Genomic DNA, 16,936 nt, shown 5'->3' on the forward strand with positions numbered 1-16,936 from the left:
TAATGATTCAATCAAAAAAAGACTACATATACTATTTAAGATTAGACCAAAAAGCTTTAGACATAAAAAGCACTTGGAAAACACCTCTTAAAGAATTAATAGCTCCTCATTATGTCTGGAAGTTTCAAAAAAAACTTAGAAAACTTGAATATTATAAGAATTGCAGAAGAGACATATTTGGCAAGTTATATTACGCTTACTTACGCCTTCAGTTTAAAAAGATATCAGTAAAATTGGGATTCTCTATAGCTCCAAATGTTTTTGGGCCTGGTCTTGCTATTCTTCACTATGGTACTATTGTAGTTCACAATGCGGCCAAAGTTGGCAAAAATTGCCGAATACAGGCCTGTACAAACATAGGAGCATCGGGAGGTAGCACCAAGGCTCCACAAATTGGAAACAATGTTTACATAGGACCTGGAGCTAAAATCTATGGAAACATAACTTTAGGGAACAATATAGCAATAGCCGCAAATTCATCCGTAAGCAAGTCCTGCGTAGAAAACAATGTGCTATTAGGCGGGTCCCCAGCTAAAATCATTAAAGAAATTGATATAAAAAAAATAATCCCTTACTCTGATTAACTGAAATTATTCTCTAAACTGCAACAAAGCATCTAGTTGTTCACTATTTTTTAAAATAAATTTCTCTGCATTTTGATGATGTATACCATCTTTACTATCTATTGAATCATAATAAGTAACCGACTTAAAATACTCTTTTAAATATGGCTCGGACCCTAGAAAAAAACTTTCTATTACCTGCTTATTATTCAAAGGTAAGGGAGGACTTACCATTTTAAAATCAATCCCACGTGCATTGCAAATGGAATCTATTTTCTTTAAATACCTCATGTTTACTTCAGAAATATACACAGCATCCAACTTACTTATATCAGAAGAATTGGAGGGGTTTGGCATTTTAAAGTTGGAAAACTTAAATTTCAGAAGTTCCTCAGAAGGAAAAGTGTTTTTTATATAATTCACCTCTTTAGATTCAAGGTTTTTCAATTGACCCCTAAATGGTTTAACAAAATAGTTATATGTATAATCTTGATTTAATGATGAAATCAACGTTAATGGATTCATAACCAGAACCATTTTGTTAAAGTGAGAATCATTCTCAACCAATGACTTCAACAATAAAAAATTACCAGGTAATTCATAACTCTGATTTTCACAAAAGCAATAATATTCTTCATTTTTTACTTTTTCATAAAATTGCTTACAAACAGAATCTCCTAATAGTATGGTATTTGTAGACACCCCGCCTTTAACCACATTAGACACGAGATCATACACTCCCTTTGCCTTATTCAAATACAACGAAACGGGTGTACGAAAAAAAAACACTACTAAAAGCATGGGAACCCCATAATACTTAAAAAAATGTATCAAGAAAATTTTCAAAACTGGAAGTATATAAATGACTGTTGATTACCGAATTTTGCCGTTATAAATATTAAGAATAAAAACGTAAGCCCTAACCACAGAAATCTATTAACTTTGGTTAGGCGCTCATCCCTTCTAAATAGCCATTCTAAAATGACAAACGGCACTACGTAATAATATAAATAATCTTTATATGGCGTGTGATATGAAAACTCAGTAAAAAACTTTTCGATAATTGTAATTGCCTTTTCAGTACTCTCACTTCTAAAGAATACCCAGCCCATAGTTACAAAACAGAAATTAACACCCATCTGAAAAACTTCTTTAAGTGATGGAAACATAGAATGCTCAGCAACGACTACTGTTAAGTATTTTCTATTGGTATTAAGAACAAAAGAAGGAATATAAAGCATAGCATGAATTAAACCCCATATGACAAAGGTCCAATTGGCACCATGCCAAAAACCGCTAACAATAAATATTATAAAAATATTTCTGAGTGACATCCATCTCCCGCCTTTAGACCCTCCCAAGGGTATATATAAATAATCTCTAAACCAAGTTGATAATGATATATGCCAACGACGCCAAAACTCTCCTATATTTCTTGAAAAATAAGGGAATTTAAAGTTTGACATAAGCTCAAAGCCAAATAACTTTGATATACCAATAGCTATATCTGAATACCCGCTAAAATCACAATAAATCTGAAAAGCGAAGTAAATAGACCCTAATATAAGTGTCCCTCCTCCGAAGGTGTCAAATCCAGAAAAAATATTATCTACAACAGGAGCCAAGGAGTCAGCAATGACAACCTTTTTAAACATACCCCAAAGTATTAGCCGTAGCCCTTGAACTGCAACGTCATATTTAAACACTCTTAGACTTAGAATTTGAGGTAATAAGTTAGTAGCTCTTTCAATAGGTCCAGCCACTAATTGTGGAAAAAAAGATACAAAAGAGGCAAAGGAAACAAAATCTTTAGTTGGCTTTAAGTTACTACGATACACATCTATAGTGTATGACATAGTTTGAAAAGTGTAAAATGATATTCCAACTGGCAATATAATATTCAGGGTCCAAGTACTCTGCATCTCATACCCAAAAGAACTAACTAGCTCTACCCAAGAATCTATGAAAAAATTATAATATTTAAAAAATCCTAGGACTCCAAGATTGAACAACATACTCCCCCACAAAAGAAAACGTTTCCTATCTTCTCTGGTCTGGAGCGGAATACTTTGCCCTATAAAATAATCTACTATTGTAGAGAGAAAAATCAAAAACAAGAAGCGATAGTCCCACCAACCATAAAAAATATAGGAACTTATGAGCACCAATAAATTTTGAGACTTTAAACTCTTATTAAAGACGAACCAATAAAGAAAAAAAACTATTGGCAAAAAAATAAGAAACTCTATGGAATTGAATAACACTTCCTTAATATTTGGCTTTTATTATTCTTATCTATTCGTAATTCGAATAGATAACATCTAAAATAAACTTAAATACAGTCCACTTAGGCGGCCAAAATTAACGTTATTTTCCCATTTACCAACAACATGACACTTTCTTTTAACCCGTTACAAGATTAATTACACCACAATTGCAGGAGCTATTAAAGAAACAATAAAATAACAACTCTTAGGTGAGTGTTACATATATATCCAGTAATATTATCTTGGCACAACTAAAGCATATGAATCTCTCTTATACTCCAAATCCTCAGGCATTCTAGTAATAATCCGCAAGGGACCCATAAAGGTTTCTAATTTAGTTATCCCTAAACCCCTTGACTTTTGAACATTGTCATCATTTCTCCATGGCCATTTATAAATACCCCATTTGGCATTTCCTCCTACTGGATTTGATGCCCGCACCGTACGTTTTCGTTCATCAACTACTTTTGCTCCATCAATCCATACCTGAAGTAAGCCATTGTTTTCATCTCCCCAAATTACATGCATAACTATATCTAAAGTTTGGGAGGCCTTTGGTATAATTCCTGTAGAATAATAGGTGCTTTTACTATCATCGCAATTATTTACCACAAGAACCTCTCCCGCATTCCCTGAACCGGCTCCACCTTCGTTTACCGACCACAAGGCAATAAGAGGTGTTTTACCTGCTGTACCCTCATGCACTTGAAAAAAAGCCCAGGGATTTTCCCTATCAATAATATAATTATCCCCAAAACCATAACTCCACCCAAACCATTCTTCAGTTCCAATAGGGTGATTAATTCTCCAAGGCTCAGTGCTAATTTCTGCACGCATATTAAATTCGTTGGAGCACCAATTACCAACCTCTGGATAAGTTGGGTTAACACTAAACTTAAGAAGGCTTCCCTCTTTTGAAACTTGTTTTTCAAAACACTCTGAATTGATCTTTAATTCTCCGTTACTAAAAAGAATACCTACTTTTGAAGAATAATCTGGTATTTCAACATCACCCCAACACCAGACCTTTAGACCAGTCTCATACCCCATGCCCCCAGTCGTTTCGCAAATAACCTCGTTTTTTTGGTTCTCTTCAACTTTTTCTTGCTGAATAGCTAGAGCTTCTTTTTGTGAAAGAGCCTCTTCTTCCATAACCTCTTCTTTAATAATTTTTTCAATTTCATTGTTCTCATACAATGCGTCTTTCTGCACTATAGATTCATCTTTTCCACAAGAAAAAAAACAATTTAACGCAAGAATAGACAAGGCTATTTTCATCACTTTCATAACAAGTAGGTTTAATAAGTGCTGAGAAGATTTTTTAACCTATCTCAACAATCAAATTTGGGTTTAAACCTAACGGAGGTATGAATACGTTTAGTACTTTGTAGAGGTGTTGCTCGTCGAAAAACTATAATCCATTTTTATCGATAAAATGCATTGGAAGAATTATATATGTCAAGAAAAAAGAAGTACCCAATTAATTCACGGAGCAACTAACATATATGAATTACTTAAATAATTAATGTCCTTAGGCCTTCGTGTAACCATCTTAAGTGGCCCCATAAAGGTCTGTAAGTGGGTAATGCCTTGCTTTTGTGACTTTGTAACTCCATCCTTATTTCGCCATGTCCATTTGTAAATCCCCCATTTTGCATTACCCCCAACAGGATTAGAAAAACGAACCGTACGAGCTTGCCGATTGTGTACTTGCACACCATCAATCCAAACCTCTAACAGACCATTGTGAGTATCACCCCAAACCACATGCATAACAATGTCCATTGTTTGACCAGCTGTAGGTACGATATTAGTGGGATAAAAATTATTGCCATAATTACTTGAGGAATTTACAATATGGATTTCACCAGCCTTGCCACTACCTTGCCCTCCTTTATTCATACACCAAAGCGCAATGAGCGGTGTTTTACCTTTGGTACCCTCGTGTACTTGAAAAAAAAGCCAAGGATTGTCTTGATCTACTATGTAATCATCCCCTAATGTATAACTCCACCCAAACCACTCTTCTGTTCCTTTTGGATGATTTACTAACCAAGGAGCGGTACTAATTTCTGCCCGTATATTAAATTCATTATCACACCAATCATTGGCTTTAAAATTTAAGGGGCTAACACGAAACTTAAGTCTTCCTTTTTCAATTGACACTTGTTTTTCATAACATTCAGAGTCAACTTTTAACTGGTTATCACTGAAATTCTTAGATTTCTCACCAACATAAGAGGGAATGCTAATATCATCCCAACACCAAACTTTTAAGCCTGTATCAAAGGCTTTCCCTCCTTTAGTTTTACAAATGCTATCAGTTGACATATATTGATTAATCTCATGACCTAAATTTCTATTCTGAAGTAAAACAAGCTTGCTATCCTCAGTAGCATCCTGAAACCAGAAGACAGCACTATTCTTATCGCTAGACATGGATACCGCAACAACCACAAGAAATAATGATAAAAATTTCATTGATATTTTTTAGAATCTTTACTCCAATTCACAATCAAATAACATACCGTAAAATTAAAACTGTCACTTTACAAAAGCCCCTCATAGAGTTCCTTATACTCTAAAGCTATTCGATCCCAAGTATACCTATTGGCTACTTTAGTCTCTGCGTGTTTCCCCAGTAATTGGAATTCAATACTATTATTCTCCACCCATTCTATTTTTTCAGCAAGGTCATCTACATTTTTATCTTTAAAAAAGAGAACATCCTCTTCATTAAAAACTTGCTTATTTTCTGGAATATCACTTGCTAAAATAGGTTTTCCGGTACTTGCTACTTCTAATAACATAATAGACATTCCTTCTGTTTCTGAAGGAAATACAAAATACTCACATGTGTCTACTAATGCCAATAGTGCGGGTAGCGGATTTACAAAACCAAGAAAATGAACATTGAGTCCTTTGCTCAGCTCCTTAATCTCTTTGATATACGTCGGATAATTATCTAACTCGCCCGCTACAAAAATATGCCCCTTATAATTCACCTTTTTATATGCTTTGAGCATTGTGTGCAAGCCTTTGGTTCCCATAATCCTCCGTGCTGCAAATAAAACAAAAGGCGTAGATTTCGGTAATTGTGAGGGCCAAAACTTTTCAGCAAGAGTCACCGATCGGTTTTCAGACAAGTTAATCCCATTAGGAACAAATAGAACGTCAACAGTTTCCGTTTCTTTATAAAATTCACAAAGAGGTTTTGAAATAGCTGTCTTAGTTCCTTTAAAATTCAAAAAGCGTCTTTCACAAAGCTTAAAGAATTTTTTGGCCACACGACCCCATTTATCTCGCTTATAAGGAGCTTCATGAGCAGTAGCTATTACTTTAGTTTTTTTTAAAAGTCCATTTAGAAAAAAGAAACTATCAATTTTATGAGCATGTACAATATCATATTTACCAAAAAGATTGATATGCAAATAACATAGGCCGTAATAAAGAAACACCCCTAGGCTCCCGAATTTAATCTCCGGAAATTCTATAACTTTCACTCCTGGTATATGATTTTCAGCTACTTTGTTTTTATAGCAATAAACAGTAATATCAAAATCATTTACCAAATTAATGATTAAGTTTTCAGCTACTCTACTTGTACCTCCCCGAGAAGGGAAATACTTAATACCAAAAAATGCAATTTTCGGTTTGTCCTTCATTTTAATAGTTCTTTTTTATCAAAAACCTTTTTTCTATAATTAAAAACCCTAGTACCAAAGCCCTAATCATACATTTTCCTTATACAATTTTACATATGAATCGGTCATTTTTTTTAGTCCGAACATTTTTTCCATTCTATTTCTAGCTGCAATACCCATAGCCTGACACAACTGGTCATCACTTAATATCAGTGAAATTTTGCCCGCCATTTCTTCGGGTGATGCAGGAGCTACCAAAAAGCCTGTTTTTCCATCTTCAATAGCCTCGTTAGTTCCACCTCCTATGGTAGCTACAGTCGCTTTACCTAATGCCATATATTCCAAAATTGCATTGGATATCCCCTCACCGTGAACCTTCATATTAGTAGACAAAACACCCAAGGTAAACGTAGCTACTATAGATTCAACGTCGTTCTGCAAACCGGCAAAAATAAACTTTTCACCATGTTTTTCAGGAACCATTTTTTTACATTCTTCCAAATCAGGCCCTCCTCCAATAGCCAGAAAGGTTACATCTTCCATTTTTTCTAACACCAAAATTGCAGCTTTTATATACGTTTTGAAGTCTTTTCTTTCGGAAAAGCTCCCTACCATACCTACAATTTTGGAAGTTACAATATTAAATTCCTGACGTATGTTAGCATCACTGTTAAGTTCTATTATTCTACTTAGATCAAAACCGTTATAAATGCACAAACCTTTTTTATTTGAAATATTGTATGCCTTTAGTCCCGCCAAAGAATTCCCTACAATAACCTTCGAAAAGGGCGTAGCTAACTTTGTTCTGAAATAATCCTTGTTGAGTAAATTAAGATTTTCCGGCGCATCAACTATACTACCATTAATAAGTGGTATACCTAGCAATATGGAAGAAGGTATTCCTAAAATAGTAGACATAGACCCCCAACTATGAATCAAATCCGGTTTCCAGCTTTTACAAAGCTTAAAAAGCCTATAAAAAACCATTGGATTCTTCTTAGGCTCCCTTTTTAATATAGTAATTGGTACACCTAAGTCATAAACTTCCTTGTAATGAATTCTATCTGAAAAAACTACTAAACCCAGTTCTATATCTTCATACCTTTTACTACCTTTAATCAATTCGATCAATCTTCTTTCCCTTCCTCCCGAAGTAAGGCTTTCAATAAGTATTAATACTTTCATATTTTAAAGTGGCTGGTTAAATACGTACTTAACTAAGCTGTTTTTTGTTATTGAGCAAATGGCTTGCCTTGGTCCATATTTATGCTAATATGTTTCATTAAGATAAAATACGTTCGTAAAAATTAATTGTTCTCTCTATTACCGTTTTTGGTTCAAACCTCTTACTTGCACTTTTTGCATTATCCGACACTACTTTTTGTTTGTCCTGATTTTGAAAAACAAGCTCAAGAACATCTGCTAATTTTTCCGGATTTCCTTTTGGGAAAAGATAGCCGGATTCATGGTTTTTTATCATTTCAGGAATACCACATATATCCGTAGCTACAACTATTTTTCCTTGAGTCATTGCTTCGGCTATACTTAAAGGCAACGTTTCTTGAAAAGAAGGTAGCACAAAAACAGGAATATTCTCAGCGTATGCTAAAACTTCGGATTGATTTTTCCACCCACAGAATATCACTTTTTCTGCAATATTAAGAGAGCCAATTAAATCATCGATTTCTCTCTTATATTCCATTTCTTTGTAACCCCCAATTACATGAAGTTTACAATCTATTCCTTTCCTATCTAACAAATGAAGTGCCTGTATGAGAACATGAAGACCTTTACGCTTCTTTATTTCCCCTACAAAATACATTTCATTAGAGACTTGGCTTTCTAAGGCTTGCGGTTTTTTAAAAAAGATTTCATTTACTGGATTAACAATAAGCTCAGAATTAACATCTGTAATCTTACCATTTTTTTTAAAGTATATTCCTTTGTTATATTCCGAAATAAAAATGATGTTCTTCACCTTATTTAGGTAGTAATCTTCTACCACCTCTTTAATCCTAAAAAGCATTTTTCTTTTGCTAGTGACCTGAAGCAAACGCTCTTCACTAAGAATTGCATGTTGTGTAACCACAAAGATTTTTTTGTAACTAGACCTATACAAAAGTACTCCAGGCACAACACCTTGAAGATGTATAATATCTGGGTTTTCCTTTATAACAATATCACGAAACTCTTTTCTTGCTTGTAGAAAAGATGATCTAAAACCCAATCTATAAACTGAACATATTTTTTCGAATTTGGCGAACCCGCTGTTGGAAGAAGTAGAAACCAAAACTAGCTCAATATCTGCGCGTTTCACAAGTTCATTAGCCATGTTTACCAAAACTCCCTGCACTCCGCCATAGGCCTTATTATCTTCAGGAAAATCACCAACTAAGAATAATTTCATAGATTTCGTTTAAACTTTTCGGTATTCAAAACCGTTATTTAAGTCTTCCTAATATACGCATAGGCAGCTTTAAAAGACCATATAAATATTATAGTGTTTTTAGAAAACCTAACATCCTTTTTCCATGTGACCTATAATCAAACTCTCTTAATCCAAGTTCTTTTCCCTTTAATCCAATCTCAATGGATTTCTCTGGATAATCTATTACGAATCTCATTTTTTCAGCGAAGGCGGTAACATTATAATTATCTGCAACCAAAGCTGTTTTACCGTCTTCAAAATAATTGATTATCTCACCCACTGCTGTTGTCACAACAGGATTTCCTGAAGCAAGGTATTCCCCTATTTTATGAGGAAATCTAGAAGTATCCTGAATTGTGGGTCTTAATGGAATTAAGAGTGCTATTGCATTTGTATATAAATTCACTAATTGCTCATAAGGAATATTAGTAAATAATTTTATAGGTTTGGTAGTAAAAGAATTATTAATTTCATCTTCCAACTGAGCAGTTTCATTTTTACTTCCTCCACTTACAATCATATATAACTTAGTATGCTCATCTACATTCAAACTTTTGTAAGTCTCTATGATAAAATTAAAAACCTCTTTATAACGTATACTTCCGCAGTAAAGAAAATATGGTTCTTCTTGATTAGACTTAGATATATTGAACTTTTCAAAATCACATAAAATAGGTAATTTCAAAGCAGGTTTTAATGGTGACTTTTGATTATAATGATTCATTAATCGATCACTAATAGGTAGCGCTCCATTATATTTTTTTAAAATCCAGTTATCTATCAAACCATCATTAATACGTTGAAAAAAACCTGTTCTATGCTCCATTGAAGAGGCCATTTCCACAAAATTAGTTGCAGTAGGTATTTTATAAAAATATGAAAACAACAGATAACGAAGGGCGTGTTTAACCTCCCTATTGGGAACGATAGCCAAATCTATTCTATCATTTTTCTTTAATTTTCTCAAATATCTGAGCTCACCAAAAATACCTTTTATCTTTTGAACATTCCGTCCCAAAAAACTATTGGGCCTATGGGTATCTTTTGAGGTATAGATATAATCAATACCTTCAAAATTGCCTTTATATTTAAAATCTTTATGTTCGTCTTGGTTCCAAGATCCCTTTCTACAAATTACGGTAACCCTACACCCTTCATGCAAAAATGCTTTACTCATAAGAGTAAGCCGCTGTACCGCAGCCAACCCATAAGGAAATCTAATTTCTCCCATGAATACAATATGTGGCGCGTTATTTTGTGTTTCTTTTTCCAATTTCATTTTTTTCTAGACAGTTCTAGATGTGATTTTTACATTTTTCTATAAAAGTAATATCCGAACCTAATTATTTGATTGAGTTAGTTCATCAAAAATATTTAAGAGATCGTCACATATTTTCTTGCTATCATTTCTCACCAATCCTAACTTTCTAGCGTTATCGCCCATGGCCTTTGCTTTAGATGGAGATTCACTAAATTCTAAAATAGCACCTGCCATAGCATAGGGGTCTTTACTTTGCACCAATAGACCCTCAACACCATCAACTAACATACTTGGCGTTCCCCCAACGTTAGTTGCAATTACCGGCATTCCCAGCAACATAGCTTCTTGAACCCCGTTGGGACTATTCTCTATATGCGATGGATGCACGTATATATCTGAATTCAATAGTTCTTCTATCATTTCAGGCCCAGTTTTATTACCTAATAATTTAACTTCTGAACGAGATAATGGAAAATTAGCTTCCTTTCGGGCTGCCTTAGTATAAACAGTACCTTCAGCAATACCAATTATACGCCATTCCAAACGCTTTCCAAGTTTATCACTTAGAATTGCACTTGTTCTAAATACTGTTTCTAGACCTTTGTACAAATTTCCTCTTATAGTAGTGGTAATAACAAATTTACCCCTATCACTCCATTGTTTCCATTGGTTCTCCAAGAATGGAGGACGCATTGCCTCATCACAATGAAAATACTTAGCCTGGGGCGCCATTGTTTTCACCAATCTACTATCCCAATTAGTACGGCCTATAAAGTTTTGAGCGAAAGAAAAAATACGTTTCTCTCTTTTTACAAGATGTTTGAATTTTAAGAAATTATGATACATAGTATCCCCGGATAACATGCGTTTAAAAGACTCTAGACCCAATGTGATTTTAGCTTTAAGTCCATTTTCATACATGATTTCATACACGGTAAGATTCCCCTGAAACCAAATAATTGATGGAACTTTTAATTCTGGAATTATTAGAGGAAAATCTGATTCTGTACCAAAAAACAAAATTACGTCCGGGTTAAAATCATTAACCACATCCAGATAATGTTTTAAGCCTGCTTCGGAAGGCGGTGTTGCAAAAAAGCGACTATACCACCTATCTAATTTGCTATATGGATATCTGGGAACCATAAAATATTTGGTTCGAGAAGTATCAGAGTCAATTTCTTTCGGTTCTTTTTCAAGCTCACTAAAAACTATACCCAACTCAATGTCTGAGTTAGTCATTATTTCTTGTTCCAATGATTCTATCCAACTTCCTCCGACTCTATTCTTAGAACCAGATGCTCCTAATGGAGGTCTATTTGAAAACCAGAGTACGCGCATAATTTAGTTTTTATAAACTTTTTATTTATAATAATTTCATTATCTATTCCACAAACCTTTTGCGGTTCCGTTCAAGATTTTCTTAAATTGTATTGGTGCCAATATTGGCCCATATGCCACTGAAATAATACTTGCTAAAATTACTCCTGACGATTCTAACCCTAAAGTTTTTGCAAAAAAATAGGATAATGGAATATTAACTATCATACTAATAATACCAACTATTAACTGAAGCTGAATTTTACCCACTCCATTTATAAATACCACAAAAATATTGCCCCACGCCAAAACGTTTACATAAACACACATAATCACCGAAAGTAAAAACGGAACTTCTATTTCGGGAACCCAAAAGTGATAAAAGTAATTAGACCCAAGCAACATAATTAAACTAAATGCCAACAATGCCGTCCATACTTTTATTAGTTTTCCATTTGTATTCAATATCCACTCTATATCCTTTTTAGCATAGGCTTCTGTATATGCAGACCAAAAAGGGGAGGACACAATAGCAAATACCGCAGTAATCAACCCAAAATATTTATACGCAATAGCGTATGCAGGTACTTCTGCTGGACCTAATAATTGAGTAATAATAACATTATCCGTAGAGAATATAATTATAGATGAAACCTGAACAATAAAGAATTTACCTCCTATACCCCAAAGCTCCTTGAACTGTTCTTTTTTTACATACGAAAAAGATGGGGCAACAGACCTATAACCACCGTAAAACATAAATATGCTCACCAACATTAATATTATCATAGGAGAGACTCCTAAAGCTAATGAAAGATAAAAAAGCGACCCTTCTGTGGTCTTGGTTAACGTAAAAACAATTAACAAAGACAAAATATTACTTAATAAATTATAGAAACCCTGAAATGCAGGGCGCTGATAGGCCAAGAAGATAGAGTAGATTAATTTTAGAATAAAGTTGATACAGAAAAAAGCAAATGTAGCAATGGCCACAAGACGGAGTTCGGGACCGCTAACCTCTGTAGTATTTAAGATAGATTGCCAATTCAGGTATGGTTGTATCAAGAAAAATATTACTAAAATTCCAGAAATTATCATTCCTAAAATTGCATACGTTGAGCTTACGTAGGATTTTGCTTTTTCCATCTCTTCATTTGCCAAAGCAAGTGCCAACTTGTTTCGGAGACCACTCCCAAGGCCAATATCAAAAAAACTAAACCAACCAACTACTGAGGACAACGTAAGCCATACACCATATTGCTCTTTATCTACATAGCCAATGGTCAAAGGCACCATATAAAAACCTATTAGAATACTGGTCCCTTTTATTAAAAAGGATGCCAATATATTCTTTTTGGCTTTTACAGATCGTTTTTGACCCTTATTTAGACGCTGCCCTATTTTATTCAATAGGCTTATTAGAGCTTTATACATTAATTGTAATTAGAGATGATAATTCTATTCATAATCTATCCTTGACCGAGTTGAATTATTTTGCGCCTTCAAAGAAATGTTTTGGCCTCTATTTTGGTTGTAATAATTAGAAAAAATAATGGCAAACATTAGCCCATAATAGAATAAATCAAAAATAACTAAAGTAAGGTTGGCTACAGCAAAGGCAAGAAAAGCGAAAAAACCACCCCAGTATCCTGAGCTACGTCCAATACCTATCATCCTTTTTAAAAGTAGTCCTAAAAAAGTTAAATAAATAAGCCCACCTACCAGACCATAATAATAAAAGAGCTTCAAATAACCCACATGTATCTGGGAACTACGCCCTCTTAACAACCTAACAACTTCTTCCGTATCCAATCCCATAGTTCCTAAAATAGGATTGTGAGGAAAAACCTTAAAGAACACCTCAAATGCCAATAAACGAGTTCCTGCACTATCTGATAGCAGTCTTTCTTCAATAAATTTTTCTAAGTTAATTCCGGAAAAACTTATAGCGACCATTATAAAAGTCAGGAGGACCAATCCGTACAAACCAAACTTAAGGGCTTTAACCAATTTATTTTTTCCAATCCATATTTTCTGGCTAGAGATTACCAGAAAGTTTAGCATAATCCATCTTGCACTGGATAAAAATCCAACAGTTGTAGCAGAAGCAAAAATTAGAACTGTTTTTATCCACTTTTTTGACTTGACTGCAATCATAATACTAAACAAAGCCATAGCATCAACACCTACGGAAACCTCATTAATAAATGAAAATATGGAATGTCTATATCCATCAATAAATCTATTGACGTCTCCTGTTACTTCTTGTGGGTTATTACTGTAATACTCCTGCATCCTTCCATAGGAGAGACCCTGAACCAAGTCATCTGTTTTAACCAAAAAAAGAGGTTTGAAAGTTTGAATAATAGAAACAATAGCTGCAATTACAAGAGTTAAACCAAAAATTTTTAACGCCCAATCCATCCATTTAGAAGGAAATGAAACGTTTTCTACAACCAAAAAAGCAATGAAGGTCTGAATAAAAGGGTCTGAATAAAGGTACTTAACAATTCCGTTTTCTTGGAGTTCTTCTGAAACGAACATATTGCAAAGCAACGCATACAGCGCAAAAAGACCATAAAATATTACATAATTTGGAACTTTTAATGTTTGGTCATTTTTGTACAAGATATACAACACATAACCTAAGTAAACAAGACATATCATACCTAATATATAATTAGGTTCCATACCCGTCACTTTATGCACCACGTAACTAAAAAATGGATATAAGAGCAGAATTAGAAAAAATAAAAACTTAGGTAAGTTTTTCATGATTAATTAAACCTTAATACCTATAATATTTTTTTAATGTCTGCAATGCAAACCAATTATATTGAAAACGACTTATCTACGAGCTGCTTTTCCTTATTCAACCCATACTTTGCTTCATAACCATACTTATGATCTTCCTTAAGGGCATCATTAAAGATGATATAACTTTTCTTCTTTTTATCTCGCGGAATTAAATTATCCAAATCCTCAAGAAATTCAATTTTAGAGACATTTCTTCTAACTACGAACAGATTAATATCCATTATATCCAAAAGCAACAAAAAGTCTGAAACTAAACCTACAGCTGGTGTATCCAGAATCACATAATCATACTCTTGTTTAAGTTTCTCCACCACTGATTTCATTTTATCTCCAGACAATAACTCATGAACGTTACCATCCACTATTTCTGATGGGATAAATTTTAGGTTTTTCACCTTTTCATGTGAATGGATAACGTCACTTAAAGAGCTTACATCTCCCCTTAAATAGTTAGATAATCCTTTACCCTTAATTTTCCGAATGCCCTTAACCAAACTAGGATTTCTTAAATCTGCATCAATTATTATGGTCTTTTTTCCAGCCTCTGCAAGTGTTATACCCAGGTTAATTGCACTATAAGTCTTACCTTCTTCTGGTAATATAGAGGTTATGCCAATAACTCCTTTATCTGCGGAATTCACAAGTTTAAGATTTGTACTAAGATCCCGGAATGATTCTTTAAGTTTCCAAAGTGACACCTCTGATTCAGCGTCCGAAACTTTAAAATTATCATTTACAAAGTCAAACAATTTGGCACTACCCTTAATCTTCTTAAAAGCCCTTTCTAGTTCATTTCCTATAAAAGGAATCTTGAATGGTGTTTCCTTTACTTGATCATCATAATGTATTATACTTGCTATTATAGGCATATCACTATTCGCCATGACTTGATGTACATTTTCAATAATATCATTTGGCAAAAAGAAAATCATCCACCCCAAGGGTATCAACGCACCTAATACTACAGCAAGCCCTAACAATAAAGATTTTTGAGGTGCAACCGGCCCATTCCCTTCCATTCTAGCTTCGTCTAAAACCCGGGTGTCAGATGTACTTTCTGCTCTAGCAATACCGGTTTTAGCCAATTCTTGACTTAAATACTTATAGAGATTCTCATACAGCGTATTTTGTCTTTGAATATTTAACAACTGTATTTCCCTTGTAGGCAGAGAACTTATTTCTTCGTCAATACTTGATAGTTGTGAAGTAATTCCACCTAATGCTGCTTGTGATGAACGCACAGCACTTCTTAAGTTACTTAATAGTATTTCTGTAGACTCTTGAATTTGACCGTTTAGAATGGTCATTTCTTGATTATTACTAGTAACAAAGAACTTCTTTTTTGAACGTTCTGTATAAAGATCCTTCAATTCTAAAATATTCTGATTAATGGACGGGTCTTCAATTCCAATACCAGATGGCATTACAAAGTCATCTCTATTTCTATTATTTTTCACACTCCTTATAATGGAGTTATAATAGTTGATACTCATTTTAATTTTAGCCGCTTCAACTTGTAACGCATTAGTCTGATCCAATGCATTAGAAGCCGTAGCTCCTAAATTAACCGCCTTTTTATCAATTTTAAAAGCTTCTAATTCTAATTCAAACCTAGCTAAAGAGTCAGAAATGACTCTTAATTGATTTCTAATAAATGCTTCTTTACCTGCCGCTATCTCATTCCTTGAAGAAAGTTCATTGTGCACGTAATTTTCAGTAAGTTTTTTAAGAAAGCTTACCTCTTTACCTACTATAGGTCCATCAGAAACTATCTTAAATATACTTGCCTGAATGTCAATATTATCCGCTTCAAGCTTACCCATGTAACTCTTAGCCACACTTTCAATGTTCCCTACAACAAAGCTAAGATTGTCTCCATCAAAATCCTCAGCATTAACATCATACTCTGGTTTATTAAGTTTAAATGTAAAATATTCATGCTCCACCTTTTCTCCGAACTTATACGTTTTGTAAAAATCAAAACTTCTGTCTACATCTCTGACGGACCCGTTTGACGGATTGGAAACACTAAACTCATCACCTTCAATTGTTAACTTATAACTATCTTTCGACAACAATTCTATTTCAAAAGGTACTCCAAACAATTGTGGTTTGGAACGGTCCAAATACACTTCAAAAGGAAAATATCCATATCGTTCTTCAGATGAGAACAAACTTTTTGTATGATAGGTTACATCAAAATTAAGATCCTCTATAGTTTGCCTTATAAGGCTAAACGACTTTAAAATTCCTATTTCGTTATATAGGTTTTTCTCCATTTCAATCAAACTCACACCCCCTTCAACATATTTACTGTCTCCCAAAACACGGTTTCTACCTTTGGAGTCAATCAATACAGACGTTGAAACCTCATAAATAGATGTAGCTGTCGCTATATACATTAATGCCAAAAGAACACAAAAACCAATACTAGCTATAAAGAACATCTTGTTCTTGTAAATCTTACGGAAAAATAATTTTAAGTTAATCTCCTGCTCAGGGTTAACTTGATTATTCTTTTTCTCTTTCATTTCGTTATCATTATTGTTTTCTTCAAGTTTAAACATCCCTTAAGATTTTTAAACTATCACAAAATCTTCATCTTATACCCCGTGAAATATTGAAATACTATGGCT

Annotated in this window: 13 protein-coding genes; 1 reads left to right on the top strand and 12 read right to left on the bottom strand. The window is 33.9% G+C overall.

Going from position 1 to position 16,936, the window contains the following annotated elements; translation table 11 throughout:
- The first annotated feature begins 2 nt into the window (after window positions 1–2).
- On the top strand, window positions 3–584 hold the full coding sequence (locus IWC72_RS04820) for a serine O-acetyltransferase (RefSeq protein WP_194529003.1): 582 nt from the start codon (window positions 3–5) through the stop codon (window positions 582–584).
- Window positions 585–590: 6 nt separating this feature from the next.
- Here IWC72_RS04820 and IWC72_RS04825 read toward each other — a convergent pair whose 3' ends face one another.
- The 12 genes from IWC72_RS04825 to IWC72_RS04880 form a co-directional block, all read right to left on the bottom strand.
- On the bottom strand, window positions 591–1,319 hold the full coding sequence (locus tag IWC72_RS04825) for a hypothetical protein (RefSeq protein WP_226979488.1): 729 nt from the start codon (window positions 1,317–1,319) through the stop codon (window positions 591–593).
- A gap of 86 nt (window positions 1,320–1,405) precedes the next feature.
- Entirely contained in the window at window positions 1,406–2,419 is a 1,014-nt protein-coding gene (locus tag IWC72_RS04830; protein ID WP_317171388.1) for an MBOAT family O-acyltransferase, read from the bottom strand.
- Window positions 2,420–3,067: 648 nt separating this feature from the next.
- A complete protein-coding gene (locus IWC72_RS04835) occupies window positions 3,068–4,117 on the bottom strand; it encodes a heparin lyase I family protein (protein ID WP_194529006.1) in 1,050 nt (349 codons plus the stop codon).
- A 198-nt stretch (window positions 4,118–4,315) separates the two neighbouring features.
- Window positions 4,316–5,311 carry a heparin lyase I family protein gene (locus IWC72_RS04840; protein WP_194529007.1) on the bottom strand — a complete coding sequence of 332 codons (996 nt, stop codon included), beginning with the start codon at window positions 5,309–5,311 and terminating at the stop codon, window positions 4,316–4,318.
- 68 nt (window positions 5,312–5,379) lie between these two features.
- The gene (locus IWC72_RS04845; protein ID WP_194529008.1) at window positions 5,380–6,495 is read right to left on the bottom strand and encodes a glycosyltransferase family 4 protein; all 1,116 of its coding nucleotides are present in this window, start codon (window positions 6,493–6,495) and stop codon (window positions 5,380–5,382) included.
- Between the two features lie 66 nt (window positions 6,496–6,561).
- The gene (locus IWC72_RS04850; RefSeq protein WP_194529009.1) at window positions 6,562–7,659 is read right to left on the bottom strand and encodes a glycosyltransferase; all 1,098 of its coding nucleotides are present in this window, start codon (window positions 7,657–7,659) and stop codon (window positions 6,562–6,564) included.
- Between the two features lie 97 nt (window positions 7,660–7,756).
- On the bottom strand, window positions 7,757–8,881 hold the full coding sequence (locus IWC72_RS04855) for a glycosyltransferase family 4 protein (RefSeq protein ID WP_194529010.1): 1,125 nt from the start codon (window positions 8,879–8,881) through the stop codon (window positions 7,757–7,759).
- An 88-nt stretch (window positions 8,882–8,969) separates the two neighbouring features.
- Window positions 8,970–10,181 carry a glycosyltransferase gene (locus IWC72_RS04860; RefSeq protein WP_194529011.1) on the bottom strand — a complete coding sequence of 404 codons (1,212 nt, stop codon included), beginning with the start codon at window positions 10,179–10,181 and terminating at the stop codon, window positions 8,970–8,972.
- Window positions 10,182–10,241: 60 nt separating this feature from the next.
- Entirely contained in the window at window positions 10,242–11,504 is a 1,263-nt protein-coding gene (locus IWC72_RS04865; RefSeq protein ID WP_194529012.1) for a glycosyltransferase family 4 protein, read from the bottom strand.
- A gap of 39 nt (window positions 11,505–11,543) precedes the next feature.
- A complete protein-coding gene (locus tag IWC72_RS04870; RefSeq protein WP_194529013.1) occupies window positions 11,544–12,917 on the bottom strand; it encodes a lipopolysaccharide biosynthesis protein in 1,374 nt (457 codons plus the stop codon).
- Between the two features lie 24 nt (window positions 12,918–12,941).
- A complete protein-coding gene (locus tag IWC72_RS04875) occupies window positions 12,942–14,174 on the bottom strand; it encodes an O-antigen ligase family protein (protein WP_226979490.1) in 1,233 nt (410 codons plus the stop codon).
- A gap of 140 nt (window positions 14,175–14,314) precedes the next feature.
- Window positions 14,315–16,867, bottom strand: a complete 2,553-nt coding sequence (locus tag IWC72_RS04880; protein WP_194529015.1) for a polysaccharide biosynthesis tyrosine autokinase — start codon at window positions 16,865–16,867, stop codon at window positions 14,315–14,317.
- Window positions 16,868–16,936: the final 69 nt, after the last annotated feature.

The sequence above is a fragment of the Zobellia roscoffensis genome (assembly GCF_015330165.1).
In the GTDB taxonomy this organism is placed as follows: Bacteria; Bacteroidota; Bacteroidia; order Flavobacteriales; family Flavobacteriaceae; genus Zobellia; species Zobellia roscoffensis.

Excerpts from the sequence above, each read along its gene's own strand:
- IWC72_RS04820 (WP_194529003.1), top strand. The coding sequence starts at position 3 with ATGATTCAATCAAAAAAAGACTACATATACTATTTAAGATTAGACCAA.
- IWC72_RS04830 (WP_317171388.1), bottom strand. The coding sequence starts at position 2,419 with ATGTCATACACTATAGATGTGTATCGTAGTAACTTAAAGCCAACTAAA.
- IWC72_RS04835 (WP_194529006.1), bottom strand. The coding sequence starts at position 4,117 with ATGAAAGTGATGAAAATAGCCTTGTCTATTCTTGCGTTAAATTGTTTT.
- IWC72_RS04840 (WP_194529007.1), bottom strand. The coding sequence starts at position 5,311 with ATGAAATTTTTATCATTATTTCTTGTGGTTGTTGCGGTATCCATGTCT.
- IWC72_RS04845 (WP_194529008.1), bottom strand. The coding sequence starts at position 6,495 with ATGAAGGACAAACCGAAAATTGCATTTTTTGGTATTAAGTATTTCCCT.
- IWC72_RS04850 (WP_194529009.1), bottom strand. The coding sequence starts at position 7,659 with ATGAAAGTATTAATACTTATTGAAAGCCTTACTTCGGGAGGAAGGGAA.
- IWC72_RS04855 (WP_194529010.1), bottom strand. The coding sequence starts at position 8,881 with ATGAAATTATTCTTAGTTGGTGATTTTCCTGAAGATAATAAGGCCTAT.
- IWC72_RS04860 (WP_194529011.1), bottom strand. The coding sequence starts at position 10,181 with ATGAAATTGGAAAAAGAAACACAAAATAACGCGCCACATATTGTATTC.
- IWC72_RS04865 (WP_194529012.1), bottom strand. The coding sequence starts at position 11,504 with ATGCGCGTACTCTGGTTTTCAAATAGACCTCCATTAGGAGCATCTGGT.
- IWC72_RS04870 (WP_194529013.1), bottom strand. The coding sequence starts at position 12,917 with ATGTATAAAGCTCTAATAAGCCTATTGAATAAAATAGGGCAGCGTCTA.
- IWC72_RS04875 (WP_226979490.1), bottom strand. The coding sequence starts at position 14,174 with ATGGAACCTAATTATATATTAGGTATGATATGTCTTGTTTACTTAGGT.
- IWC72_RS04880 (WP_194529015.1), bottom strand. The coding sequence starts at position 16,867 with ATGTTTAAACTTGAAGAAAACAATAATGATAACGAAATGAAAGAGAAA.